The following is a 25,037-nucleotide window of genomic DNA, read 5'->3' on the forward strand; positions in this document are numbered from 1 at the left end:
CGTCGGGCGGCGCACCCGTGCGCCGCATCGGGGCCATTCTAGTCGGCGCTCGGGGTCTCGGGGGTCTCCGCCCTCGTCAACCTCGATTGGGCGGCGTCGAGGATCGCGCGGCAGCGCCCGGCGAGCGCCTCGCCGCGCTCCCAGAGCGCGAGCGTGTCCTCGAGCGGGGCCTGGCCCGATTCGAGCGCGCGGACGATGCCGACGAGCTCGTCGCGGGCCTGTTCGTAGCCGAGCGTGGAAACGTCGGGGAGTTCGGGGGCGTCCATCAGTCCTCCTGATCGGTGGGGGTGGTCGGGTCCGGCGCGGCGGGCGCCGGGGGAGTCTTCGGTGCGGTCGAGCCGACGACCTGGGCGACGAGGCGCCCGCGGGCGAGCACACCCTCGATGAGCTGGCCCTTCGACACCTCGGCGGCGTCGCGGACGAGGCTCCCGTTCGGCAGCTTGAGCATCGCGTACCCGCGATCGAGCGTCCCCTGCGGGGAGAGCGCGGTAAGCGTCGCGCGCGCCTGCGCGAGCGTTTGCGACTCGGCGGCGAGTCGGCGCTCGATGGCGAGGCGCATGCGCGCGGTTTGCTCGTCGAGCCCGGCGCGATGCGAGTCGAGGATCGCACCGGGGCCCTGGAGGACCGGGCGGCTGAGCAGCATCGCGAGGCCCTGCTCCTCGCGGGTGAGCCGGGCGGCGAGGGCCGCGCGGATGCGAGCGGTCGCCTGCGCGAGGCCCTCGGTCTCCTGACGGAGATCGGGGACGATCCGGCGGGCGGCGTCCGTCGGGGTCGAGGCACGGTAGTCGGCGACGAGATCGAGGAGGGGCGCATCGCCCTCGTGACCGATGGCGGAGACGATCGGCGTGCGGGCCGCGGCGGCCGCGCGGACGAGGGCCTCGTCGGAGAAGGGGAGGAGGTCCTCGACGGAGCCGCCGCCGCGGGCGATGACGAGGACGTCGACCTCGGGGAGGGCGTCGAGTTCTCCGATCGCGCGGGTCACTTCGGGGACGCAGTGGTCGCCCTGGACGGCGACCTCGCGGATCTCGAATCGGGCGCCCGGCCAGCGGGCGGTCGCGTTGACGAGGACGTCGTCCTTCGCTTTCGCGTTGCGGCCGCAGACGAGGCCGATGACGCGCGGGAGGAAGGGGAGGGGCTTCTTGCGATCCGCGTTGAAGAGGCCCTCCTCCGCGAGGAGGCGGCGCGTCCGCTCGACGCGGGCGAGCAGATCGCCGAGACCCGCGACGTGCACCTCGTCCGCGCGAAGGCTGAGGGTTCCGCGGCGCTCCCAGAAATCCGGCTTCACGCGGGCGACGACTCGGGCGCCCTCGGCGAAGGCGGGGCCCGACCTGTCGATGAGGCTCGGCCAAGCGGTCACGGTCATCGAGGTGTCGGCCTCGACGTCGCGCAGGACGAAGAACGCCATCTTCGTACCCGGGCGGGGCTTGTACTCGACGACCTGGCCCTCGACCCACAGGGCCGACATGCGATCGACGTAGATCTTGATGTTCTCCGTCAGCCTGCGCAGCGGCCAGGGGTTGTCGCGGGTGGTGTCCGCGGCCTTCGCCGCCGGGGGTTGATTCGGCACCCGACCAGGATGCCACAGGGCCGCGTCGGCGACCGAGCGGGCCCGCCGCGGGAGTGCACATCGAGGGCACTGTCCGAGGGGCGCTCGTTCGGCGTGCTCGCTCGCGCGCTCGTTCACCGTGCCCGTCACAGCCGCGGGTTCCCCGCAGCCTCGCCCGGGCCCACATCCGCCGGCGCTCCGTGTTCGCCATCCCACCCGGATTCGCCGCGCCTGCTTAGACTCCGGGTCGGTAGTGTGGTCGACATGACCGATCAGACCCCGGACCTTCGCGCCTCGGCCTCCGAGACGATCTCCTCGCTCCCGAACGTCGAGGGAGGCCGCATCCTCCTCGCCGCACCCCGCGGCTACTGCGCGGGCGTCGACCGGGCCGTCGACGTCGTCGAGAAGGCGCTCGACCTCTACGGGGCTCCCGTGTACGTCCGCAAGGAGATCGTCCACAACAAGTTCGTCGTCGAGTCGCTCACCAAGCGCGGCGCGATCTTCGTCCAGGAGACCGACGAGGTCCCCGAGGGCGCCCGCGTCGTCTTCTCCGCCCACGGGGTCTCCCCGCAGGTCCGCGAGGCCGCGATCTCGCGCAACCTCGCGACGATCGACGCGACCTGCCCGCTCGTCACGAAGGTCCACCGCGAGGCCGTCCGCTTCGCGAAGGAGGACTACGACATCATCCTCGTCGGACACCAGGGCCACGAGGAGGTCGAGGGCACTTTCGGCGAGGCCCCCGCCCACATCCAGGTCGTCGGCACGCCTGACGAAGTCGACGCCGTTGAGGTCCGCGATCCCGCCCGCGTCGTGTGGATCTCCCAGACGACCCTGTCGGTCGACGAGACGCGCGAAACGGTCGAGCGCCTCCGTCAGAGGTTCCCCCAGCTCATCGACCCACCCTCGGACGACATCTGCTACGCGACGCAGAACCGCCAGGTCGCGGTGAAGACGATCGCGCCGCGCGTCGACGTCATGGTCGTCGTGGGCTCGGCGAACTCGTCGAACTCCGTGCGCCTCGTCGAGGTCGCCCTCGAGGCCGGTGCGGGCGCCGCCCACCGCGTCGACAAGGCGGAGGAGCTCGACCCCGCGTGGTTCGAGGGCGCCTCGACCGTCGGCCTCACCTCCGGCGCGTCGGTTCCCGAGATCCTCGTCCGCGACGTCGTCGAGTGGCTCCAGCACAACGGTTTCCCCGAGGTCGAGGTCGTCCGCACCGAGACGGAGACGACGACCTTCGCGCTCCCGCGAAACCTCCGCGCCGAGCTCGCGGAGAACGGGCTCGCCGATGCGCGTCCGCACGCACCGCGCGAGGCGGGCCCCGACCACACGCACTGAGGTCTTTGCGCCCCATTTGCTGAGGTGAATGCCGTGTAAAGGCATGGCAATGTTCACGTTCGCCGAGCTTCACATGAGGGGCTCGTGTCGCGCACTCTTGAGCGGATCGAATTCCCCGCTTCGTCAGGAGGCTCCATGAGCGTGCAGTCGGCGCCCTTCATCGGGTGCGCTATCGTCCTCGCCGTCCTCGCCCTCGACCTCGCCGCGCGGCGGATGGGCCGCGGGACGACGTCGGCGCGCCGGGCGGGGACTGTCGTCTCGCTGCTCCTCGCCTCTCTCCTCGTCATGACCTCGATGGGACTCGTCGTCAACGTCGGCGGGTCGTGGGTGCGCACGACCGACGACGTCGCGGGGCTCGTCACGGGCGCCTTCCGCTCCTCGAAGGGCGCAGTCGTCGCCGCGCAGTCGGGCGCCGGGGACGGATCGGGCCAGTCCGCCCAGTCCGGATCGACGGCGCAGTCGGGCGACTCGCGCCAATCGGGCGGTGCGGCTGCGACGAAGCCGCGAGCCGAGGACTCAGACCTCCTGCCCGCCGCCCTCGCCCCGGACCCCTCGCTCAAGGCGGACTTCCAGCGCGACCCCGCGACGGGCGAACTCACCGCGATGGTGTACGGCCCCGAATCCGGACTTACGCGCTCGGTGACGATCTGGACCCCGCCGGACTTCGACCCGAACTCCGGAACCGTTTACGACGTGCTCGTCTTCTCCCACGGCTATCCGGGATCCGACAAGGGGAATGTCAACGCCCTGCGGATCGCCGAGCTCTACGAGCGCCTTCGCGCCGCGGGCCACGTGCGTCCCTTCATCTTCGTCACGCCGAACGTCGCGATGGACGGCGCGCCTCCGACCTGCGTCGACATCGAAGGCTCCGCCAAGGTCGAGACCTTCGCGACCCGCGACCTCGTCCGCGTCCTTCGCTCGACCTTCCCCCACCTCGCGACCCATCGCGAGGGATGGATGCTCGCCGGAATCTCGGCGGGCGGCTATTGCGCGCCCGTCCTCGCGCTGCGGCACAACGACACGTTCCTCGGCGCGATGTCGATGGGCGGCGTCGACGCCCCCGAGTTCGGACCCCTCGCGAACTCCGGTCCGGAACTCGCACAGAGGTTCACGATCTCGACCATGCTCGAGAACCTCCAGGGGCCGCCGGTCCACATGTTCTTCGCGGGCACGAAGGAGGAGCAGGGGTCCCTGCGTCTCGTGACGAACGTCGTCGGCAAGGGGCGCCCCGGCGATGAGATCGCGACGCACCTCGACGAGACCGGCGGCCACTCCTGGACGGTCTGGGCCGAGCAGATCGCCGCCGGCATTCCTTGGTGGCAGGCGAACGCCGACTCCATCGCCTCCGCGCGAGACGCCGCGGCCAAGGGCGAGCGTGAGGCGGCCGCCGCGCAAGCGAAGATCGCCGCTGAGAAGGCCGCCGCCGCTGCGAAGGCGAAGGCGGAGGCCGAGGCGGCAGAGCGCGAATACCGTCATCCGGCGTTCTTCTCCATCCGCGGATGGGGCCAGCTCGCCGCCTGGTGGATCGCGGGCATCGCCCTCCTCGCGTTCTCCGCGCTTGTGGGCCCGAGTCTCGCCGGGCGCGCCTCCAGGGCCGGTCAGCACCTCGATACCGAGGGCGCGCGTTCGCGGCTCGGCGGATTCGCCGCGCGCTTCGGCGTCGCGACGGCGACTGCGCTCGTCGTCGCCGTCGGGCTCCTCCTCGCGATCAACCGCGTCGAGTCCTTCTACACGAGCTGGTCGGGGCTCTTCGCCGACCTGTCGGTCCTCCTCTGACCTCCTTCGAATCCCCGACGACAACGCCCCAGCGTTTGTGGTGCCGTTGGTGTGGTTGGGGTGGAGTTGGAGGGCATGTTTCGGGTCGTAACGGCACCTCAATTTCTCTTGTGGTGCCGTTGGTGTGGTTGGGGTGGCGTTGGAGGGCGTGTTTCGGGTCGTAACGGCACCTCAATTTCTTTTGTGGTGCCGTTGGTGTGGTTGGGGTGGCGTTGGAGGGCGTGTTTCGGGTCGTAACGGCACCTCAATTTCTTTTGTGGTGCCGTTGGTGTGGTTGGGGTGGCGTTGGAGGGCGTGTTTCGGGTCGTAACGGCACCTCAAATTCTTTTGGGGCGCCGATGGGGCGGTTGTGGTGCCGGGGGAGCTCGCCGTCGTCCCCGCCGGGCCCGTCTGAAGGTTCGCTCAACGGACCATTCAATCGCGTCGAGCCGCGGGGCGGATGCGGAGAGGACTGAGTCGCTGCTGTTAGCGAGGCCGAGGCGCGGTGAGCAGAAGCGAGAGGAAGGCGCTCGCGGTCTCGCCGGGCAGCTCGACGGCGCCCTGCACCCGCATGATCCGCTCGAGCAGCTTGGCGCGCAGCGCCGCCGGATTGCGAAGGTCCTTCCAGCCGGCCCTCACGACCGTCCAGCCCGCGTCCTCGAGCGCTCTCTGACGCGCCAGGAGGTCCGCCTGCGCCCTGCGGAAGGACGCCTCGTCGTCGCCCATCTTCACGACTCCGTCGAATTCGATGAGGATCCGCCATCTCACGAGGGCGAAGTCCGCGAAGTAGCGTCGGCCCGCGATGACGATCTCGAATTGCGTGATCGTCTCATCGGGAAAGAGGGAGAGCAGCACGGTGAGCACGCCGATCTCGCCGGGCGTTTCGCACGCCCCGCTCGCGTACCGGATGACGAGTTCCGCAGTGCGAAGTCCGTGCATCGCGCGCCGCTCGTGCACCGCTGCGACCCGATCGAGCAAGTCGGCGCGCACCGCCGCCTCGCGGGCGCGCGAGCCCTCGAGATCGAACCGGTCGAAGGCGCTGAGCCGCCTGAGAATCTGCGAGACTGCGGCGAGCGCGTCGAAGAGCGGCCGGGAGGCCGCCATGAGGATCGCCGTGTCCTCGAGCGAATCGACGAGGACGCCCTCGACCTCGACGATCTCTCCGGAAGGAGAGGGCGCACGGGTCTGAAGCGCCCGTGCGAGCGGAACGCCGTTCGTGCCGACGAGAACCGCGGGAAGCCGGGCGGGCGTGTAGCGCACCGAGGTGCGGAGGTACACGTCGGGGTTCGATGTCCATGGCGTCAGCCCGTGCACGATCATCGCGGACTCGTGCGTGAACGCCGGACGGGTCCGGCACGCCGCGGTCACCGCGAGGATCCGGGCGCCGTGGATCAGGCGCTCGAAGTCCCATGTCGCCAGCGCCTCCTCTCCGCCCTCGAGCACGAGCGCGACTCCGCGCTTGATGGGGACGAGCACACCGTCCGAACGCTGCGCCTCGCCGCGGCGCGTGCGGACGAGTCGGGAGTGGGGGAGTCGCATCATGCGCCGAGCGTCCTCCCTCCCCGCGCATTCGAGCCGAGAGCCCCGGCCTCGTCTGTGGATGGCGGCGGAATGACGGAACGGCTGTGGACGAGGGCGGGGCCGGGCATCTGGAAGGAGAGAGTGGAGAAAGCCCGCCGCAGTCGGGCCGCACCGGCGGACGTGGCCGAGGGACGCGGCTCGCTTAGAATGGCGAGCGTGTCTCTCACCATCGGAATCGCCGGACTGCCAAACGTCGGCAAGTCGACCCTGTTCAACGCCCTGACGCGCGCGACCGTGCTCGCCGCGAACTACCCCTTCGCGACGATCGAGCCGAACGTCGGCGTCGTGCCGCTGCCCGACGCGCGACTCAAGGTCCTCGCCGAGATGTTCCACTCGGAGAAGATCATTCCGGCGACCGTGTCCTTCGTCGACATCGCCGGCATCGTCCGCGGCGCGTCCGAGGGCGAGGGCCTCGGCAACCAGTTCCTCGCGAACATCCGCGAGGCCGACGCGATCTGCCAGGTGACCAGGGCATTCGCCGATCCGGACGTCGTCCACGTCGACGGCAAGGTCGATCCGGCATCCGACATCGAGACGATCAAAACCGAGCTGATCCTCGCCGACATGCAGACCCTCGAGAAGCAGATCCCCCGGCTCGAGAAGGAGGTCCGCGGGAAGAAGACCGAGGCGATCGTCCTCGAAACCGCGAAGGAGGCCCTCGAGCTCCTCGAGCGCGGCGAGCTCCTCTCCGGGCCCGCGGGCGCGACACTCGATCAGGCGGCCCTCAAGTCGTTCCAGCTCATGACGACGAAGCCGTTCATCTTCGTCTTCAACATGGACGCCGCGGGCATGGAGGACGAGGAGATGCAGGCGTCCCTGCGGGCGCTCGTCGCCCCCGCCGAGGCGATCTTCCTCGACGCCCAGTTCGAGTCGGAGCTCGTCGAGCTCGACGAGGACGATGCGCGCGAGATGCTTGAGGAGTCCGGGCAGACCGAGTCGGGCCTCGACAAGCTCGCCCGCGTCGGCTTCGAGACCCTCGGCCTGCAGACGTACCTCACGGCCGGCCCGAAGGAGTCGCGCGCGTGGACGATCCACCGCGGCGATACGGCCCCCCAGGCGGCGGGCGTCATCCACACGGACTTCCAGCGCGGCTTCATCAAGGCGGAGATCGTCTCCTACGACGACCTCATCGCGCTCGGCGGCATGCACGAGGCGCGCGCCGCCGGCAAGGTCCGTATGGAGGGCAAGGACTACGTGATGGCCGACGGGGACATCGTCGAGTTCAAGTTCAACGTCTGAGGCGTTCTCGCGACGATTGACGAGGGCGGGGCGGTGGCTTCCGGCTGGAGGGCGCCGCTGGGTCACCGGCCTCGGTGAGGCTGGGGCGCTTGGAGGGTGCGCTCGCCGCTCGTCCAGCGTCCCTGTGGGCTGGGCCCGGACCTGCGTTTCGCCAGACACTGCACTGCGTTTCGTCAGTATTGTGACTGCGTATCGTCAGTCGGTAGATGGCGAAATGCTAGGGTCATTCCATGGACCTGCTGAAGCGAAATGTCTCGGGATGGCTCGACGAGGTGCTGGAAACCTCGCCGATCGTCGTCGTGGAAGGCGCGCGTCAAGTGGGCAAGTCAACCCTGGTCTCGATGCTGCCAGACGATTCCACCGTCTTCACCACCATGGACGACGATGCCACGCGTTCTTATGCCCTTGACGATCCTGTTGGGTTCCTGGGCTCGGCGGGGCGGGGACGCTTGGTGATCGACGAGATCCAGCGTTGTCCGGAACTGGTGCTTCCGCTGAAGGCGGCCGTCGACGCTGATCGACGTCCAGGCAGGTTCATTCTCACCGGGTCGGCGAACCTGCTCCGGCTCCCGGGGGCGAAGGACTCGCTGGCCGGCAGAGCCATGACGGTCCGGCTGCATCCCTTCTCGCAGGGGGAACTCGCAGGTGCCACGGACGACTGGGTGACGTGGCTGTTGCACGCCGATCGGGGGTCTTTCCCCGTCGCCGACAGGGCGGACCTCGCGGCCCGAGTAGCCGCCGGAGGATACCCGAGCGTGCAGGGAGTGTCCCCGCGGATGAGGAAGGCGTGGCTGCTGGACTATGCGAGCCGCTTGGTGGAGCGGGACGCCGCCGACATCGCGCCCGCGCAAGCCTCGGTGCTGCGCAAGCTGCTTCTGTTGCTCGCTGCTGCGCCGGGGGCAGAGCTGGTCCATGAGCGTTTGGCTCAGGAGCTGGGCGTGGCTCGTGGCACCGTGGTCCGGTACCTGGATTTGCTCGAATCGTTGTTCCTGATCCAGCGGCTACCGAGCTGGTCGCGCAATCTCACCAAGCGTCAGATTCAGCGACCCAAGTGCTACCTCACCGACAGTGGACTGGCGGCTGCGCTGTCCGGGCTCGATGCGCAGCACCTCGCCTCCATTCAGGGGGCGGACCATTTCGGGCCCCTCGTGGAGAACTTCGTCGTCGGCGAGCTGACGCGGCAGCGAACATGGTCGAGCACTGAATACACGTTGTCGCACTACCGCGACCGCACCGGGACGGAGGTGGATGTCATCATCGAGACCCCGCGCGGGATCATCGCCGTTGAGGTGAAGTCCGCCGTCGCCGCAACATCGGCACACTTCACACATCTCAAGGGCCTGCGGGACCGCCTCGGTGACGAGTTCCTCGCTGGCGTCGTCGTGACGACGGGGCTGGGGCAGCGAGCGGGGGATCGCCTTGAGTCGCTACCGATCTCCTCGCTGTGGCTGGGCGGTACACGTGAGTTCTGTCCTGAGAATGGTGGAGTTCACGTTTGACATCTGGCGGGTTCTCGCGAGGAACGACGAGGGCGGGGCGGTGTCTTCCGATGGGAGGGCGCCGCTGGGTCGCAGACCTCGTCGAAGCCGGGCACTGCCGGCCGAGGAGCGCTGAGCGGACGCGACGAGCAGGGGTCGGGGGCGCTAGGAGAGTCCGCTTGCGGCCCGTCCCAGTTGCTCGATGAGAATGGATGCGGCCTCGCGGAAGACGTTCTGCTCCAGGAGGAGCGAGACGGAGACGTAACCGGGCTGCGGCATGTCGAAGAAGTAGCCGGGCTGCACGGTGATCGCCTCGTCGTCGATGAGGCGGGTGACGAGCTCGTCCTCGTCGATGGTGGAGGGGAAGCGCACGAACGCGTTCCAGCCACCCTCGGGTTCGAGCAGGCCGAGGGCACCCGAGGGCTCTGAATCCACGAGCTCGCGCAGCGCGGCGAGGTTCGTCAGGCAGCGGGTTCGCACCGATTCCGTCTGCCCGGGCATCTGCTCGCAGAACTCCGGCATTCGCTCGGTGATGAGGGCGCCGAGCGGGAGGAAGTCGTCGGCGATCGCGTCGAGGCGCCGCTTCGCCTCGGCCACTTGATCGTCCGGCCCGGAGACCTCGATCCACGCGAGCTTCGCGTGAGGGGCGGCGAGGCGCTTCGACAGGCCGTCGAGGGCGAAGGTGAGGACCTCGTCGCGGCCGGCGATGCGACTCCGCTCGCGGCCCTCGGCGAGGTGGTAGTCGAAGAACACCTCGTCGGCGATGAGCGGGAGCTCGTGGCGTCGGCAGATGTCGACGAGGCGGGCGCACTCATCGGCGGTGACGTAGGAGCCCGTCGGGTTGTTCGGGTTGATCGCGATGATCGCGCGCACGGAGTGTCCGGCAGGGCTATTCACGAGCTCCTCCACGGCGGCGGTGTCGATCTCCCAGCGGCCGTACCGGTGGAGCGGGAACGAGAGGGCCCCGACGCCCTCGAGGCGGGCGATTGAGTCGACCAGGGGGTAGCCGGGGGCGGGGGAGAGGACCGCGTCGCCCGGATCGCAGAGGAGTTTGATCAGCCACGAGTAGGCCTGCGAGGTCGAACTCAGGAGGTAGAGGTCGTCGGGGTCGACGACGCGGTGCTGCGTGGTCGAGAGGAAGTCCGCCAAGCGGGTCCTCGCGCCTTCGTCGCCGCGGGGGTCGGGGGCGTAGGGGGAAGGAAGGATGCGGGGAGCGAGGCCGTGGCGCGTGGGATTCGAGTCGCTGAGCGCCACGAGGGGGCGCCCCGTCGTCCGGGCGGCCGCCTCCGCACTGCTGATCGGATTCGGGCCGGAGATGTCGACGCGGCTGGAGAAGCGCATGTGGCAACGATAGTCGCGTGCCGTCCAGCGGTACTCGAAGGGGCCGGGGCGGCCCTTCCCCCGGCTTCCACGGCGCTGAATCCGTGCGCAACGGATTGAGAAGGAGCCCGAGCACCTCGCGAATGGCGGAGCGCGGAAGAGGAGCTCCGCGCACGCGGCGTCGATGAAGTCGTCGCGCACACTCATCCCGAGAATGTCGCCTCCCAGGGCGTTGCGCGGAGGATCGGCATGGCGCCGACGGAGCGGGTCATCGACGGTGAGACGCGGTGGGCGTCACGTGGCCCGGGGGTGTCCCGAATAGGCTCTCCAGGAGGCTGTGTTGACGAAGATGAGGCTCCTTCCGACTCTCGCCGCGTTGAGACCGAATGAGAGGATGGGGGCACCGGCGCCGCCTCGACGACCGAGCAGGCGTTCGATCTCGAGGCTCTCGAGGAGAAGGTTGATGCGATCGCGTCCGATCCGCAGTGCGCCTACGCGAGCGCGACTGCCGTCGTCATTCCCGTCGGCGTCGGGATCTTCGCGACGTGTCAGGGCGTCGACGGCACCCAGAGCTCACGGGCGAGCCTGTCGGAGATCAACGGCGAATCCGCCTACTTCGATGCGGGGGACTTCCGCGAGCCCGCGGTCCTCGAAGCCGCTGCCGAGGTCTATCGGCGAGCGACGGGCACGACGGACATCGTCGGATTCACCTATGCGACGACCGCCGGCACGGCGTCGATCGAGGGAACGGACCTCCTGTCCATCGACGGCTCGACGTGCCCGGCATCCTTGCGGATCTCCGAGCGCGAGCCGAGCCCGCCGGCTCCGGTGGGATGCGGAATCGGCATCGACGGGAGCCCCTTCGATTTCGCCACCGCGGCGCCCGGCATCGCGGAGACGATCCTCAAGGTGCGCTCCTCGGGCCTTGATCAGTCGCTCGTCACCCTCATCGAATTCACGGGGACGCCGGAGGGCATCGCATGGAAAGTCGCGACGAGCCTCGAGGAGACGCTCGCCCACCCCGACCTCGTCAAAGGAATGATTGGACGCTCATGACCGAACCACTGCACGGCCGAGATGAGGGCTCGATCCCCGCGGAGCCCCCGTTCGCTGCGGATTCGAGTAGCGGGCGGGAGGGCGAGCACTCCGCAGTCGCCCGCCCCGTCCGCCCGCTCACCGGGCGCGACGTCCTCGCCGCCTTCTGGTGGGGCTTCGTCGCCCCGATCCTCGTCATCGTCGTTGGGCTCCTCGCCGCGGGCAAGCTCCTCGGTCCGCAGGTCATCGGGCTCAGCGGGATCGTCGTCGCCCTCTTCGCCGCGAGCGTCCTCATGCTCGTGGGCGTCCACCACGTGGTCGTCCGCCGCGGCGGATTCGCTTTCGCGGACATCGGATTCACGAGGCCGACCCGAAGTCTGCTTCATCTCCTCTGGGAGGCCCCCGTCGTCATGGGGATTGCCCTGGCCTGCGCGGGCCTCGCGCGCGCCATCTTCCCGCTCGGCGAGGCGGGTGCGTCGACCTCGTCGCTCAACGGTGTGACGGGAGCGCTGCCGCTCGTCCTCGCGACGGTGAGCGTCGTCGTCCTCGACCCGATCGTCGAGGAGACCCTCTTCCGTGGCCTCCTCTACGGCTGGCTGCGCGAGCGCCTGCCGGTCGTCTGGACGGTCGTCCTCGTCGGCGCATTCTTCGGCCTCATCCACGTCGCGCCGGCGGCGATCGCCTACGTCCTGCCCTGGGGGATCGGGGTGACGGCACTGCGCGCATGGCACGGAAGCGTCTGGGCGAGCGTCATCGCGCACGTCGTCAACAACGCCCTTGTCACTGGGATCGTCCTCGCGAATCTCTGAACGCCCCCGAGTTCACCTTCCGTTCGCCCGCAATCCCTAGGCTGAGGGTGTGAGCGATTTCCTCGATCCGCATCCCGGTTGGATCGCCGTCGGGAGCGCGGACCACCTCGCCTTCATCGCCATCCTCCTCGCGGTCGGCCTCGCCCTCGTTCTCGGGCGCGGGTGAGTGGGCGAGCACGCGCGGGCGGTGCGGATCGGCGTGCTCGTCGTCTCTCTCGCGCAGCAGTGCCTCCTCTACGGCGCGTACCTCGCGGCCGGCTGGGACTGGTCGGAGGCGCTGCCACTTCACGTCTCGCGAATCAGTGCGATCCTCGGGATCGTCTATCTCGCGACCGGCTCGAAGAGGGTGATGGACGTCCTCTTCTACTTCGGCCTGTGGTCGTGGTTCTCGTTCCTCTATCCCTCGCAGGTCCAGCCGATCACCAACGTCTTCGGCTGGTCCTTCGTCATCAACCACACGATCACGCTGCTCATGCCAGTCCTCGCATGGGTGACGACCGACTGGCGGCCGAGTCGGCGCGCCCTTCACCGCGCCTTCGCCTGGCTCGTCGCTACTCGCTCATCGCCCTCGGCGCGAACGCCCTCACCGGCGGGAACTACTTCTATCAGCGGGACATGCCGGTCATGGGGTTCGTCGGTCAACCCTGGTACTGGCTCGGAACCCTCGCCCTCGGCTACGCGATCAACTGGGCGGCCTACGGAGTGTCGCAGCTCGTCGATCGCAGGGACTCCCCGGTTGCGTCGACGCCGGCCGTGCTCGTCGCCTAGGGGTGACGAGGCCGGGGCGGTGAGCCCTCGACGGGAAACGACGAGGCCGCTCGGCTCGCTCGAACGCAGCGGACCAGGGCGAGCGGGGCGCCGCGGGCGCGCCCCCTGAATCAGAAGGGGTAGTCGCCCTTGATGATGAAGAAGGTGCCGCGGATCGTGCCCGCGAGCTTCGACTTCTGACGGGCGAACTTGAACGCCGAGAGCTCGGCGGGCGGTTCCATGCCGTCGCAGAGCTTGAAGCCGACAGCCCGCTTCGACCCGTCGAGGGTCCACAGGACGTTGACGCCGAGTCCCGACTCGTAGAAGACGTGAACCCAGTGGATGCCCTCGACGTCGTTGACGCTCACCTCGAGCGGAGCCGAGTCGATGACGATGCTGCGCTCTGCGGACAGGATCCTCTCGACCCAGGCGAGGGCGTCGGCGGCTTCAGCGGCGGGGGAAACCTCGAAGACGTGCGCGTACTTCGTGTGGAAGTAGCGCGCCTCGTTCGCGCGCAGGCCGGCGAGCGCCTCGGCGTGCGGGGCTCGATTCGAGCCCCGCGGTGGTGACGTGCGTGAAGTCGACGGGGACGGACATGGGGTGCTCCTCTTGGCGGCAACCGCGGAATCCTCGACGATTCGCACGAGGACGGACGCGGGCGAGTGTAGATCCGGCGGCTCGACCCGCGCGCGCTGGCGCCCCGCGGCTCCTGAACGGGCCACGGGGGCGGAGCCGATGGCTCCGCCCCCGAAGTGCGCCGTGGGCAGAGATCAGCGCTGGACTCGGGCGTTGCCCTCCCATATGCTCCAGACCTGCGCCTCGTCCGCCGGAGCGGCGTAGTCGTAGACGCTCGTCGCGGCCATCGCGCCGGTCGCCCAGCCGAACTGGGCGCAGCGCTCCGTCGACCAGCCGGAGAGGATGCCGTAGAGGACGCCGCCGATCGAGCCGTCGCCGCCGCCGATCCGGTCGAGGACGTCGATCTCCCGCAGCGGCGCGACGACGGTCCCGTCCTCGCCCGACAGGATGATGCCCCACTTGTGGAGGTTCGCGGAGACGACCTCGCGCAGCGACGTCCCGACGTAGCGCGCGGCGGGGTAGGCCTCGCGGATGCGGCCGATCATCTCCTGGAACTGCTCGATCTTCGCGTCGATTCCGGAGCCTCCGGCCTCGGGCCCCTGGATGCCGAGGCAGAGCTGGAAGTCCTCTTCGTTGCCGTAGAGGATGTCGCAGAGCGAGGCGATGTCGCGGAAGGCGGCGGAGAGCTCCTCCTCGCGGCCCTTCCAGAAGGACGCGCGGTAGTTGAGGTCGAAGGAGATGGCCGTTCCGACCTCCTTCGCCCTGTGGGCGAGTTCGACGCAGAAGCGGCTCGTCTCGGGAGAGAGCGCCGCGATGAGCCCGGACAGGTGGAGGATCTTCACGCCCTCGTCGACGAAGAGCCGATCGAGGTCGAAGTCCTTCGCGTCGAGCGTGCGCCCGACCTCGCCCGCCCGGTCGTTCCACACGCGCGGCGCCCGGCCGCCGTAGCCGGAGTCGGCGATGTTGAACTGGTGGCGGTAGCCCCACGCGTCGCCCTGGGGGACGTCGGGCCCCTCGTACGACATTCCGCGCGCGCGGAGGTTCGCCTTGATGAACGCGGCGATCGGGGAGCCCGCGACGAAGCTCGTGAGGATCTTCGTCTCCATGCCGAGGTGGGAGGCGATCGAGGCGACGTTCGATTCGGCGGAAGTCGCCTGGAGGAGGTAGTGATCCGAGTAGTGGACCGCCTGTCGATTCTCCGGCGTCAGGCGCACGCCCATCGACGTGGGGACGACGAGCGCCCACTTGGCGTTCTCTCTCAGTTCCATGATTCGCATCCTCTCTCAGGCGTCGATCTCGGGGCGGCCGTCTTCTGCCCAGAGGGTGTGGAAGGAGCCGTCAGCGTCGATGCGCCGATAGGTGTGAGCTCCGAAGAAGTCGCGCTGCCCCTGGATGAGGGCGGCGGGGAGGCGATCCGACCGCAGACCGTCGTAGTAGGCGAGCGTCGAGGCGAAGACCGGCGCGGGCAGTCCGTGGGCGGCGGCCGCGACGACGATGCGCCGCCACGCCGGAAGCGCGGCGACGATCCGCTCGCGGAACACCGGGGACGCGATGAGGAGCGGCAGGTCCGGGTTCTCCTCGAAGGCCGCGGTGATGTCGCCGAGGAATCGGGCGCGGATGATGCAGCCCCCGCGCCAGATCCGCGCGATCGCGCCGAGGTCGAGGTCCCATCCGTACTCGGCCGCTGCGGCCTGGATCTCGTTGAGCCCCTGCGTGTACGCGATGATCTTCGACGCGTAGAGCGCCTGCCGGACGTCGGCGATGAACGTCTCACGGTCGGCGACGTCCCATTCGGGGGCGCCGGCGGGCAGGCCCTTCGCCGCTTCGCGCTGGGCGGGGGAGGAGGAGAGCCCGCGGGCGAAGGTCGCCTCGCCGATGCCGGTGACGGGCACGCCGAGGTCGAGGGCCGTCTGCGTCGTCCACGCGCCCGTGCCCTTCTGGCCGGCGGCGTCGACGACGACGTCGACGAGCGGGGAGCCTGTCTTCGCATCGACCTGGCGGAGCACCTCGACGGTGATCTCCATGAGGTAGGAGTCGAGCTCGCCGGCATTCCACTCGGCGAAGACGTCCGCGATCTCCGAGGGCGCGAGGCCGAGGCCGCGCCTCAGGATGTCGTAGGCCTCGGCTATCACCTGCATGTCGGAGTACTCGATGCCGTTGTGGACCATCTTGACGAAGTGGCCGGCGCCGTCGGGTCCGATGTGCGTGCAGCAGGGCTCGTCGCCGATGTGGGCGCTGATCGCCTCGAACATCGGGCCGAGGCGGTCGTAGGCCTCGACGGAGCCGCCGGGCATGATCGAGGGGCCGAGGAGCGCGCCCTCCTCGCCTCCGGACACGCCGACGCCGACGAAGTGGAGGCCGCGTTCGCGCAGCGCCGACTCGCGGCGGCGGGTGTCGTGGAAGAGGGTGTTGCCGCAGTCGACGATGATGTCGCCCGGCTCCATGCGCGCGGCGAGTTCATCGATGACGGCGTCGGTCGCGGCGCCCGCCTTCACCATGATGATCGCGACGCGGGGACGTTCGAGGGCCGCGACGAAATCGTCCATCGACTCGGCGGGGATGAAGGTCCCCTCGTCGCCGTGCTCGGCGACGACGGCCTCGGTCTTGGCGACGGAGCGGTTGTGGATCGCGACGGCGTAGCCGTGGCGCGCGAGATTGCGGGCGAGGTTGCGGCCCATGACGCCCATGCCGGTGACGCCGATGGTCGCGCTCGCGGGAGCGGGGGTGGGAAGGGACATGAGGTTCTCGATTCGACGGTCGTGGGTTCGGGGGCCGGCGCGCCGGCCCCCCGGGTCAATTGACGATGTTCTCGAGCCGCTCGCCCGCGGCGAGGCGCTCGAGCTGGCGGCGCAGGAGGGCCGCGGCGCGCGACCAGAAGCCCATCGCGAGGCCGCCCACGTGGGGGCTCACGAGGACGCCCGGCGTCGACCACAGGGGATGGTCGTCCGGGAGGGGCTCCGGGTCGGTGACGTCGAGTCCGGCGCGGATCCTCTCCGAGGCGCAGGCCTCGACGAGCGCGTCCGTGTCGACGACGGTTCCGCGGCCGATGTTGACGACGAGGGCGCCCTCGGGAAGGGCTGCGAGGGCGCGAGCGTCGAGGAGGCCACGGGTCGCGTCCCCGCCCGGGAGGACGGAGACGAGGATGTCGCACGAGGGGAGGAGGTGGAGGAGCTCCTCGACGCCGTGGACCCGGTCGACGAGGTCGTCGCCCGCCCGCGGGCGCGAGGCGATCGCCGTGAGGGACTTCGGTTCGAATGCGGCGATCCGCCGGGCGACGGCGGAGCCGATCGACCCGTAGCCGAGGACGACGACCCGCTGATCGGCGATCCCGGGCTGGAACCCGAGTCCGGTCCAGTGCCGCTCGCGGTGGTTCTCCACCCAGCGCCAGGCGCCCCTCTGCATCGCGAGGACGAGGGCGAGCGCCTGCTCGGCGGTGGCGGCGTCGTGGACGCCGCGCGCGTTCGAGAGCGCGGAGCCCTCCCCGATGCGGCCGAGGGCGTCCTCGAAGCCCGCGGAGAGCAGCTGCACGCAGCCGATCCGCGCGGTGGCGAGGTACCCCCAGACGTCGGGGGAGTTCTGGTAGGGCACGCAGGCGTAGTCGAGGGCGTCGACCGGGCAGGGGCGGTCCATGTCCCAGGCGATGACGTCGACCCCGTCGACGGGCCCGACGCGGTCGATCCAGACGGTCGGGATCGCCGCGATCGGGCGGGCGCGCGAAGGCTCGCTCATCGTCAGTCCATCCTCACGAGGACCTTGCCGGAGGCCGACGAGTCCTTCGCGATCTCGAAGGCGGAGACGGCGTCCGCGGCCGCGTACTCGTGCGTGATGACGCGAGCGAACTCGGGGTGCGCGCGGAGCATCGTCACGGCCTCGTCGATCTCGTCGTCGAAGCGGAAGGTCGTGCGGACCGTCGCCTCCTTGTTGACGAGGACGGAGAGGGCGAGCGGCTGGGGGCCGGCGGGGAGCATGCCGACGTGGACGACGACGCCGCGGCGGCGCACCGCCCGCCACGCGGAGTTCGACCCGGGGGCGGAGCCGGAGCACTCGAAGACGACGTCGTAGGCCGCGTCGGGGATCTCGTCGGCCCCCGCGCGGAAGACGCGGGCGGCGCCGAGATCCTTCGCGCGCTCGAGGGCCTCGGGGATGACGTCGGAGGCGTCGACGGAGGCGGCGCCGCGTCCGAGGGCGGCGGCGATCTGGAGGAGCCCGATCGGGCCGGAGCCGATGACGAGGACCTTCGCGCCCGCGAGCTCTCCCGCCATGTTCGCGGCGTGGAGGGCGACGCTGAGGGGCTCGGCGAGCGCGGCGGTCCGGAGGTCGAGCCCCTCGGGGAGCGGGCGGACCATGTCGCGGCCGACGAGGAGGTAGTCGCTCATCGCGCCCTGCGTGTGCGGGTGGGTCGAGGCGGAGCCGAGGTAGCTCCCCCCGGGCCAGAGGTGACGCGCGTCGGGGCATTCGGGAAGGGGCTCCCCGAAAGTCGCGGGGTGGACCGTGACCGGCGTGCCCGGGGCGTAGGTCCCCGAGGGATCGAGGTCGACGACGCCGGAGAGCTCGTGACCGGGGACGAGGGGCTCTTCGACGACGAAGTCGCCGTTCGCCCCCTGGAAGTAGTAGTGGAGGTCGGATCCGCAGATCCCGACGTAGGCGACCTTGAGTCGGACCTGGTCGGCGGTCGGTTCGGGAACGGGGACGTCCTCGAGGCGGAGGTCGAGGGCGCCGTGAATGGCGAGGGACTTCATCTCATTCCTATTCGGTGGGGGCTGCGGCGTCGGCGGCGAGGACGTCGCGGGCGGCGGCGTCCGCCCCGTGGGCGACGATGAGATCGAGGAGCCGGGCGGTGCGATCGACGAAGACGGTCGCGTCCGCGAGGTCGGGCGGGAAGTGGGCGGCGAGGACCGAGGCGACGAGGTCGCGCGAGCCCTTCGAGCGGCGGGCGATCTTGGCGATATCGCCCCGCAGGGGCTCGTCCATCGCGGCGGCGACGGGCCCGGGGTCGAAGCCGTCGAGCGGGGCGACGCACGCGAGCCAGGAGGCGAGGGTGAGCGCCATGCAGTGGGGCGTCCTCCCCGCGGCCAGCGCCGTGCGGACGGGCTCGGGGATCCTCTGGACGAGCTTCGCGGAGCCGTCCGAGCCGACGCGCGCGGTCTGGTCGCCGAGCGACGTGTTCGACCACCGGTCGAAGAGCTCGTCGACGTAGGCCGGGGCGTCGAAGCCGGTCGGCAGCTCGATGCTCGGGAGGCACTCCTCCTCGATGGCCTTCCGGACCACCGCCGCGACCTCGTCGATCGCGCGGGCGTCGGGGATCGTCGCGGCGCCGAGGAGGCCGCCGACGTACGAGATCAGGGAATGCATGCCGTTGAGGATCCGGAGCTTGACGAGCTCGTAGCGGTGGACCTCGTCGGAGAAGATCGCGCCGGCGGCCTCCCAGCGGGGGCGCCCGGCGGGGAACAGGTCCTCGAGGACCCACATGGAGAAGCGCTCGGCGGGTACCGGGACGGCGTCGTCGAGCCCGAGGAGCTCGGCGACGCGCGCGCGGGTCGCGTCGGTCGTGCCCGGGACGATCCGGTCGACCATCGTGTTGGGGAAGGCGACGTTCTTCGCGATCCACTCGAGGGTCGCATCGGCGGCGCCGGCGGCCTGGAGGTAGGCGAGGACGACCTCGCGGGTGCTCGTCCCGTTCCCCTGGACGTTGTCGCAGGAGACGACGGAGAGCGGCGCTCCGGTTGAGGCGCGGCGCTCGAGCCCGCGGGCGAGGAGGCCGATCGGCGTGCGCGGCACGGGAGCGGCGAGCTCATCGCCGAAAGAGGCGAGGTCGACGCCCGACGCGGTCCGGTGGTAGCCCTTCTCGGAGATCGTGAGGGAGACGATTCGATGCGCGGGGTCGGCGATCGCGGCGAGGACGTCCTCGGGCTCGTCCGCGGCGACGAGGCCGCGGCGGTGGACGTCGACGAGTCCGGCGGATTCGTTCCCCGGCGACAGCGTGAGGACCGAGTAGAGGAAATCCTGCTCGGCGAGGGAGTCGACGACGCGCCGCGAGCGGTTGGCGACCCCGACGATCCCCCAGTCCCCGGGCTCTTCGGCGAGGGCGAGGGCCGTGTTCACCGCGAAGTGGGCGCGGTGGAACTGGCCGAGGCCGAGGTGGACGATTCCGGTGCGCTCGGGCGAGGGCGCGCCGATGCGGAGGGCCGCGGGGGCGGTGGAACGGTTGAGCCTCATGACTCCTCCCCGGCGAGGATCCGCAGGTAGCGCATGACGACGGTGTTGTCGTAGTCGCCGAGGCCCGCGTCGGTGAGGCCGCGGAAGAGGGTCTCGCCGATGTCGAGGACGGGAAGGGGGCGGCCGTTCGCGCTGTCCTTCGCGAAGCGGAGATCCTTGACGAGGAACTTCGCCGGCCCCGAGGGGGAGAAATCCTCGTCGGCGAGCTTGTCCTTCTTCTGCTCGAGCAGCTCGGAGCCCGCGAGGCCCGCGCCGAGGACGGAGAGGACCCGGTGCGCGTCGAGGCCGTTGTCCTTCGCGACGAGCGTCGCCTCGGACAGGGCGATGAGCGTGCCGACGACGACCATCTGGTTGCAGGCCTTCGCGACGGCGCCCGAGCCGACGGGCCCCATGAGTTCGACGGATCCGCCGATCACGTGAAGGATCGGGAGGACCCGCGCGAAGGCGGACTCGTCGCCGCCGCACATGATCGACATCGTGCCGTCGGTCGCCTTGGCGACACCGCCCGACATGCAGGCGTCGACGACCGCGATCCGGCCGTCGAGGCGCTCGGCGAGCTCCCGGACGGCGAGCGGGGAGATCGTCGACATGACGACGAGGTCGCTCGCCCCCGACTCGAGGAGCGCGGGGAGCATGGGCTCGAGGTAGGGGAGGTCCGGGAGGAGGCAGAGGACGACCTCGCGGTCGACGAGGGCCTCGTTCGCGTCGGTGAAGACGCGGACGCCGGCCTCCTCGGCGGCGGGGACGGGGACGATGTTCGCGCCCGTGACGTCGTGACCGGCGAGGGCGAGGTTGCGTGCGACGGGCAGGCCCATGTTGCCCAGCCCGAGAACGGCGATCTTCATTCGGCCATCTCCTCGAGACGCTGCTGGAAGGACGGTTTGGCGAGGACGTCGCGGTTGACGACGAATCGCGGTTCGCGGCCCTCGCGCACGGCGAGGATCGCGTCGATGCAGGAGTTCCCGTTGCCCCGGCTCATCTCGGAGGTCCACGCGATCGAATGCGGCGCGAGGGTGACGTTCGGGAGATCGACGATCCCGGAGGAGGGGGGCTCCTCCTCGAAGACGTCGAGTCCGGCGGCGCGGAGTCGTCCCGTCGACAGCGCGTCGATGAGCGCGGGCTCGTCGACGATCGGACCGCGGGCGACGTTGACGAGGACGGAGCCCGGGCGCATGCGGGCGAGGAAGTCCGCGTCGACGAAGTGGTAGGTCGAGTCGGTGAGGACCGCCATGAGGACGAGGGCGTCCGAGCGCTCGGCGAGGGCCTCGCGGTCGACGAGCTCGACGCCGAGCTCGGCGGCCCGCTCGGGCGGGCAGAAGGGGTCGCAGCCGATGATCTCGACGTCGAAGGGGGAGAGGAGCCGCACGAGCTCCGCCCCGGTGTTCCCGACCCCGAGGATGCCGACGGTGAGCCCGTTGAGCCCCGTGCCCATCCAGTCGACGCGCTCGTCCCAGTCGGGCCGCTTCGCGATGTCGTGCTTCTGCACGAGGTTGTGGAGGGTCGCGAGGAGCATCGTGAGCGCGGCGGTCGCGACGGGGCGGCGGGCGCCGTCGGGGGTGATCGTCGCCGCGACGTCGTTCGCGGTGCACGCCTCGAGATCAACGGCGTCGTATCCGACGCCGAAGCGGGCGAGCAGGGCGGGGCGCGCGACGCCGTCGGCGAAGGAGTCCGCGGTAACGGCGGGCGCGGCGTAGAGGACGGCGTCGTAGGGGGCGAGATCCTCCGGGCGGAAGGCGTCGACGACCTCCGGCATGTACTCCCATTCGACGCCGGCCTCGTCGAGGCGCGCGAGGCCGATGTCGCCCCAGACGTTGCGGCTGCGCGAATCGGCGGGATCCGCGAGGAAGTCGCGGGACACGCCCACGCGGAACGCGGCCCCCATCAGAGCACCGCGATCGGGTTGATCGGGCTGCCGGTCCCGCGCGGAACCGACAGCGGGGCGATCGTCAGCATGAAGCGGTACTTGTTCTCCGCCGCGCACGCGCGCGAGATGTCTTCGAGGTCGAGGTTGTCGAGGAGGGGCACGCCCATCGCGGTGATCGCGAGGATGTGGATGGGGGAGCCGATGCCGGGCGTCGGCGAGGGACGGACGTCCGAGTCGCCGTCGCCGCCGAGGAGGACGATCCCGCGCTCGGCGAGGAGAGGCATCGCGTCGACGTGAAGGCCGGCGCTCCCCTCGACGTCGGGGTTCCACGGTCCGAGCGCGGCGCGGCGCGCGAAGTGCCCGGAGCGGACGAGGACGGCGTCGCCCGGCTGGATCTCGACTCCGAGCTTCTCCTCGGCCTCGAGGATGTCCTCGGCGTGGAACGCCGTACCGGGCTCGATCCAGTCGACGCCCTTGACGGCGGCGAAGTCGAGGAGGACGCAGGCCGTGACGAGATGGCCGAGGGCCGCGACGTCGCCGAAGTCGGTACCGGTCGCATTGACGGTGTCCTTCGTCGGATGCCCGTCGAAGAGCTCGCCGCGGTACGCGATGTGCGAGAGCGCGTCGAGGTGGGAGACGGCCTTGCCGTGGAAGGCGACGCCGAGGAAGTCCTTGTTGCACGAGGGCTCGGGGGGTTCGCGGTCGCCGAGCTCGACCATCATGTGGAGGGCGGGGTTCGGGTTGTCGATGCCGCTCACCGTGTTCCACGGGAGGGCCATCTGGACGGTCGTCCCGGACTCGACGAGCGCGGCGGCTTCTCGGACCTTCTCGGGGCCGACGGTCTGCCACGCGCCGCGGGAGGGTTCGGCGTACTGTCCCCATCGACATACGCTCTTGAAGACCGAGTCGAATTCGGCCTGGCTCACCTCGGGCAGGGCAAGGGGGTTGGTCGCACTGGGCGTGGACATGCTCGACTCCTTCGTTGAGTTCCAACGCCGACAACTCTAGATCAGTATCCTGGTTTCAATCCAGTCCTTTGGCCAAAGGAGTTTTTCATGAAGAACAGCGCCGTTCCCGCGCTCACCCGTGCGATGAGGATCTTCGAGCTGCTCGCGGAGGAGGGGCAGCCGGGCCTCGGCGTGACGGAGATCGCCGCGAGGACCGGGATCGCGAAGTCGACGACCGCGCTCATCTGCTCCGTGCTGGAGGAGGAGAACCTCGTGCGCCGTCACGACAACCGCTACCTCCTCGGGCGCCGCCTCCTCACACTCGCCGGCGACTACCTCGCCACGGTCGACCAGCTCTCCGACTTCTACGACGAGGTCCGCGCACAGCCCGTGATGTCGCGGCATTCCGCGCGCCTCGCCATGCTCGACGGCACCGACGTCATCTACCTCGCGCGCTACGAGGTCGGGCGCGTCCGACGGGTGAGCGGCTCGATCGGCGACCGCTTCCCCGCGTCGATCACGGCGACCGGGAAGGCGATCCTCATGACGATGTCGCCCGCCGTCGTCGCGGATCGCTTCCGTTCGGTGGATTTCCCGCGCTTCACGGAGAAGAGCATCCAGTCGCTTCCCGAGTTCCTCCAGGACCTCGACCGTTGTCGCGAGCGCGGGTACGCGATGGACGACGAGGAGACGAATCTCGGGCAGGTCTGCTTCGCCGTCCCCGTCCGCAACGAGGAAACGGACGAGGCCCATCTCGCCGTGTCGACGACCCTGTCGAAGGAGGCCGCGGCGCGCGACGTCGACCTCGTCCTCGAGGAGCTGCGCGCGGTTGCCGACATCTTCACCAATCCGCTCGCGGGGAAGAGCTTCTGACCCCTTACTCCCTCCGACGTCCGACGGGCGCCCCCTCGAGCGAGGGGGCGCCCGCCCGTTGTGGCTCGAGAGGCGAATAGCGAGCGCTCACATCGAATTCGCGTGAGGAAGGGCTTGCGCTCGAGCGTCAAACAGTTCAGAATGATGAACACCGTCCAGCGGGATGGAAATGCGCAATGTGGCGCGAGGAGGAACATCAATGGCTGCTGCTGCTCCGCTGATCGAGATCAGAGGTCTCGTCAAGCAGTTCGGAACGACGCAGGCGCTCAAGGGCGTCGACTTCACGCTGATGCCCCACAGCATCCACGCCCTCCTCGGGCAGAACGGCGCGGGCAAGTCGACCCTCATCAAGGTCCTGTCCGGCCTGTACCCGCCGACCGCCGGCGAGATCACCGTCATGGGCAAGCCCCTCGGCACGCCCGAGGCGGCGGCCGCGATGGCCTTCATCCACCAGGACCTCGGCCTCGTCGAGGCGATGAGCGTCGCGGAGAACGTCGCGCTCGCGACCTCCTACCCGCGACGCGGGGGCTTCATCGATTGGAAGTCCGTCAACCGCAAGGCCGAGGAAGCGCTCGAAATCGTCCAGCTCGACGTCGACCCCGACGTTCTCATCGCCGATCTCACGCGCGCCGAGCGCTCGCTCGTCGCGATCGCCCGCGCCCTGTCGACCGACGCGCCGATCATCGTCCTCGACGAGCCGACCGCCTCGCTCCCTGCGGCGGACTCGGCGCGCCTCTTCGACGTCCTGCGCGACCTGCGCGATCGCGACCGTGGACTCATCTACGTCTCCCACCGCCTCGACGAGGTGTTCACGATCTCGGATCAGGTGACGGTGTTCCGCGATGGACGGCTCGTCCACGCCGGGCCCATCGAGGCCAAGTCGCCGCAGGACCTCGTCATCGACATCGTCGGCTCGAAGCCCAAGAGCTACACGTCGCGCGCAGGATCCGGCGAGCGCCCGATCGTCCTCTCCGGAGAGCGCGTCCTCGCCGGCCCCGCGGGCCCCGTCACCTTCGACGTCAAGGCGGGCGAGGTCCTCGGCATGGTCGGGCTCACCGGCGCCGGGCAGGTGCAGGTCGGTCGCGCGATCGGCGGCGCCTTCCCGATGCACGGCGGTTCGCTGGTGATCGACGGCGTCGCCTACGCGCCCAAGTCGCCCGCCGAGGCCGTCGATCGCGGCGTCGGCTTCGTCACCTCCAACCGCATGGAAGAGGGGATGGCCCCGACGATGAGCGTCCAGGAGAACTTCCTCGCGAACATGCGCCCGAGGGGCAAGGGCCTCCTCGCATGGCTCAACGCGCGACAGCAGGACGCCCTCGGCGACGAACTCGTCGAGACCTACGGCGTCCTCCCCGCCAACGCCGACCTGCCGATCGCCACCCTGTCGGGCGGCAACCAGCAGAAGGTGATGTTCGGCCGCTGGCTCTCCGCCAGCCGCAAGGTCATCGTCCTCGAGGAGCCGACCGCGGGCGTGGACGTCGGAGCCAAGGCCGATATCTACGAACTCATGGAGGACTCGCTGAGGGACGGCCTCGCCGTCGTCCTCGTGAGCTCCGACTTCGAAGAGGTCGCCTCCGTCTGCCACCGCGCCCTCGTCTTCGTCCAGGGCCGCGTCACCGACGAGCTCTCCGGAGACTCCCTCACCGTCAGCAACCTCACCGCCGCCTGCTCCGGCGCCAACCTCGTCCACTCCAAGTGACCAGGAGATACGACAGC

General features: G+C 70.0%; 23 protein-coding genes. 9 read left to right on the forward strand and 14 right to left on the reverse strand.

Annotated features, from left to right (window positions below):
* Positions 1-38 precede the first annotated feature (38 nt).
* On the reverse strand, positions 39-266 hold the full coding sequence (locus DY157_RS01375) for an exodeoxyribonuclease VII small subunit (RefSeq protein ID WP_115726892.1): 228 nt from the start codon (positions 264-266) through the stop codon (positions 39-41).
* Positions 266-1,567 carry an exodeoxyribonuclease VII large subunit gene (xseA, locus tag DY157_RS01380; RefSeq protein WP_115726893.1) on the reverse strand — a complete coding sequence of 434 codons (1,302 nt, stop codon included), beginning with the start codon at positions 1,565-1,567 and terminating at the stop codon, positions 266-268. The genes DY157_RS01375 and xseA overlap by 1 nt, the downstream gene beginning before the upstream one ends.
* Positions 1,568-1,810: 243 nt before the next feature.
* On the opposite strand from xseA, the gene DY157_RS01385 reads away from it, so the two are divergent.
* Both DY157_RS01385 and DY157_RS01390 read left to right on the forward strand, forming a co-directional pair.
* Positions 1,811-2,881 (forward strand): 4-hydroxy-3-methylbut-2-enyl diphosphate reductase, encoded by a 1,071-nt coding sequence (locus tag DY157_RS01385; protein WP_115726894.1) that lies wholly within the window; start codon positions 1,811-1,813, stop codon positions 2,879-2,881.
* 135 nt (positions 2,882-3,016) lie between these two features.
* The gene (locus DY157_RS01390; protein ID WP_115726895.1) at positions 3,017-4,657 is read left to right on the forward strand and encodes an alpha/beta hydrolase; all 1,641 of its coding nucleotides are present in this window, start codon (positions 3,017-3,019) and stop codon (positions 4,655-4,657) included.
* A 465-nt stretch (positions 4,658-5,122) separates the two neighbouring features.
* Here the strand turns inward: DY157_RS01390 and DY157_RS01395 are convergent, their stop codons facing one another.
* On the reverse strand, positions 5,123-6,178 hold the full coding sequence (locus DY157_RS01395) for a hypothetical protein (protein WP_115726896.1): 1,056 nt from the start codon (positions 6,176-6,178) through the stop codon (positions 5,123-5,125).
* A gap of 195 nt (positions 6,179-6,373) precedes the next feature.
* Here DY157_RS01395 and ychF point away from each other — a divergent pair, with 195 nt between their 5' ends.
* Both ychF and DY157_RS01405 read left to right on the forward strand, forming a co-directional pair.
* Positions 6,374-7,456 carry a redox-regulated ATPase YchF gene (ychF, locus tag DY157_RS01400; protein ID WP_115727866.1) on the forward strand — a complete coding sequence of 361 codons (1,083 nt, stop codon included), beginning with the start codon at positions 6,374-6,376 and terminating at the stop codon, positions 7,454-7,456.
* A 230-nt stretch (positions 7,457-7,686) separates the two neighbouring features.
* A complete protein-coding gene (locus DY157_RS01405) occupies positions 7,687-8,955 on the forward strand; it encodes an ATP-binding protein (RefSeq protein ID WP_115726897.1) in 1,269 nt (422 codons plus the stop codon).
* Positions 8,956-9,099: 144 nt separating this feature from the next.
* On the opposite strand, the gene DY157_RS01410 is transcribed toward DY157_RS01405, so the two are convergent.
* Both DY157_RS01410 and DY157_RS01415 read right to left on the reverse strand, forming a co-directional pair.
* Positions 9,100-10,275 carry a pyridoxal phosphate-dependent aminotransferase gene (locus DY157_RS01410; protein ID WP_115727867.1) on the reverse strand — a complete coding sequence of 392 codons (1,176 nt, stop codon included), beginning with the start codon at positions 10,273-10,275 and terminating at the stop codon, positions 9,100-9,102.
* A 689-nt stretch (positions 10,276-10,964) separates the two neighbouring features.
* Positions 10,965-11,102, reverse strand: a complete 138-nt coding sequence (locus tag DY157_RS01415) for a hypothetical protein (RefSeq protein WP_160159390.1) — start codon at positions 11,100-11,102, stop codon at positions 10,965-10,967.
* Between DY157_RS01415 and DY157_RS11270 the strand changes: the two genes are divergently transcribed.
* From DY157_RS11270 to DY157_RS12025, 3 genes are all read left to right on the forward strand, one after another.
* Positions 11,083-11,310, forward strand: coding sequence for a hypothetical protein (locus DY157_RS11270; RefSeq protein WP_160159391.1), 228 nt, complete (start codon positions 11,083-11,085; stop codon positions 11,308-11,310). The genes DY157_RS01415 and DY157_RS11270 overlap by 20 nt on opposite strands.
* Positions 11,307-12,098, forward strand: coding sequence for a CPBP family intramembrane glutamic endopeptidase (locus tag DY157_RS01420; protein WP_160159392.1), 792 nt, complete (start codon positions 11,307-11,309; stop codon positions 12,096-12,098). Before DY157_RS11270 ends, DY157_RS01420 begins: the two co-directional genes overlap by 4 nt.
* Positions 12,099-12,297: 199 nt before the next feature.
* The gene (locus DY157_RS12025) at positions 12,298-12,975 is read left to right on the forward strand and encodes a TMEM164 family acyltransferase (RefSeq protein WP_456236502.1); all 678 of its coding nucleotides are present in this window, start codon (positions 12,298-12,300) and stop codon (positions 12,973-12,975) included.
* Between the two features lies 1 nt (position 12,976).
* Here the strand turns inward: DY157_RS12025 and DY157_RS01430 are convergent, their stop codons facing one another.
* The 9 genes from DY157_RS01430 to DY157_RS01470 are packed head-to-tail and all read right to left on the reverse strand — an operon-like array spanning position 12,977 to position 22,469.
* On the reverse strand, positions 12,977-13,567 hold the full coding sequence (locus DY157_RS01430; protein ID WP_218938036.1) for a hypothetical protein: 591 nt from the start codon (positions 13,565-13,567) through the stop codon (positions 12,977-12,979).
* A gap of 48 nt (positions 13,568-13,615) precedes the next feature.
* Positions 13,616-14,689 (reverse strand): PfkB family carbohydrate kinase, encoded by a 1,074-nt coding sequence (locus DY157_RS01435; RefSeq protein ID WP_174232109.1) that lies wholly within the window; start codon positions 14,687-14,689, stop codon positions 13,616-13,618.
* Between the two features lie 15 nt (positions 14,690-14,704).
* Positions 14,705-16,159: an NADP-dependent phosphogluconate dehydrogenase gene (gene gndA / locus DY157_RS01440; protein ID WP_115726901.1), complete on the reverse strand. Its 1,455-nt coding sequence runs from the start codon at positions 16,157-16,159 to the stop codon at positions 14,705-14,707.
* A gap of 55 nt (positions 16,160-16,214) precedes the next feature.
* The gene (locus DY157_RS01445; RefSeq protein ID WP_115726902.1) at positions 16,215-17,150 is read right to left on the reverse strand and encodes an NAD(P)-dependent oxidoreductase; all 936 of its coding nucleotides are present in this window, start codon (positions 17,148-17,150) and stop codon (positions 16,215-16,217) included.
* 2 nt (positions 17,151-17,152) lie between these two features.
* Positions 17,153-18,160: a zinc-binding dehydrogenase gene (locus DY157_RS01450; protein ID WP_115726903.1), complete on the reverse strand. Its 1,008-nt coding sequence runs from the start codon at positions 18,158-18,160 to the stop codon at positions 17,153-17,155.
* Between the two features lie 7 nt (positions 18,161-18,167).
* Positions 18,168-19,637, reverse strand: coding sequence for a mannitol dehydrogenase family protein (locus DY157_RS01455; RefSeq protein ID WP_115726904.1), 1,470 nt, complete (start codon positions 19,635-19,637; stop codon positions 18,168-18,170).
* Positions 19,634-20,482 carry an NAD(P)-dependent oxidoreductase gene (locus DY157_RS01460; RefSeq protein ID WP_115726905.1) on the reverse strand — a complete coding sequence of 283 codons (849 nt, stop codon included), beginning with the start codon at positions 20,480-20,482 and terminating at the stop codon, positions 19,634-19,636. The genes DY157_RS01455 and DY157_RS01460 overlap by 4 nt, the downstream gene beginning before the upstream one ends.
* Positions 20,479-21,495: a 2-hydroxyacid dehydrogenase gene (locus DY157_RS01465; RefSeq protein ID WP_218938037.1), complete on the reverse strand. Its 1,017-nt coding sequence runs from the start codon at positions 21,493-21,495 to the stop codon at positions 20,479-20,481. The genes DY157_RS01460 and DY157_RS01465 overlap by 4 nt, the downstream gene beginning before the upstream one ends.
* 23 nt (positions 21,496-21,518) lie before the next feature.
* Positions 21,519-22,469 carry a cyclase family protein gene (locus DY157_RS01470; RefSeq protein WP_115726907.1) on the reverse strand — a complete coding sequence of 317 codons (951 nt, stop codon included), beginning with the start codon at positions 22,467-22,469 and terminating at the stop codon, positions 21,519-21,521.
* Positions 22,470-22,556: 87 nt separating this feature from the next.
* Here DY157_RS01470 and DY157_RS01475 point away from each other — a divergent pair, with 87 nt between their 5' ends.
* On the forward strand, positions 22,557-23,321 hold the full coding sequence (locus DY157_RS01475; RefSeq protein WP_115726908.1) for an IclR family transcriptional regulator: 765 nt from the start codon (positions 22,557-22,559) through the stop codon (positions 23,319-23,321).
* Positions 23,322-23,520: 199 nt separating this feature from the next.
* Positions 23,521-25,020, forward strand: a complete 1,500-nt coding sequence (locus DY157_RS01480) for a sugar ABC transporter ATP-binding protein (protein WP_218938038.1) — start codon at positions 23,521-23,523, stop codon at positions 25,018-25,020.
* Positions 25,021-25,037 lie beyond the last annotated feature (17 nt).

It is taken from the genome of Actinomyces culturomici, assembly GCF_900499005.1.
Taxonomy (GTDB): domain Bacteria; phylum Actinomycetota; class Actinomycetes; order Actinomycetales; family Actinomycetaceae; genus Pauljensenia; species Pauljensenia culturomici.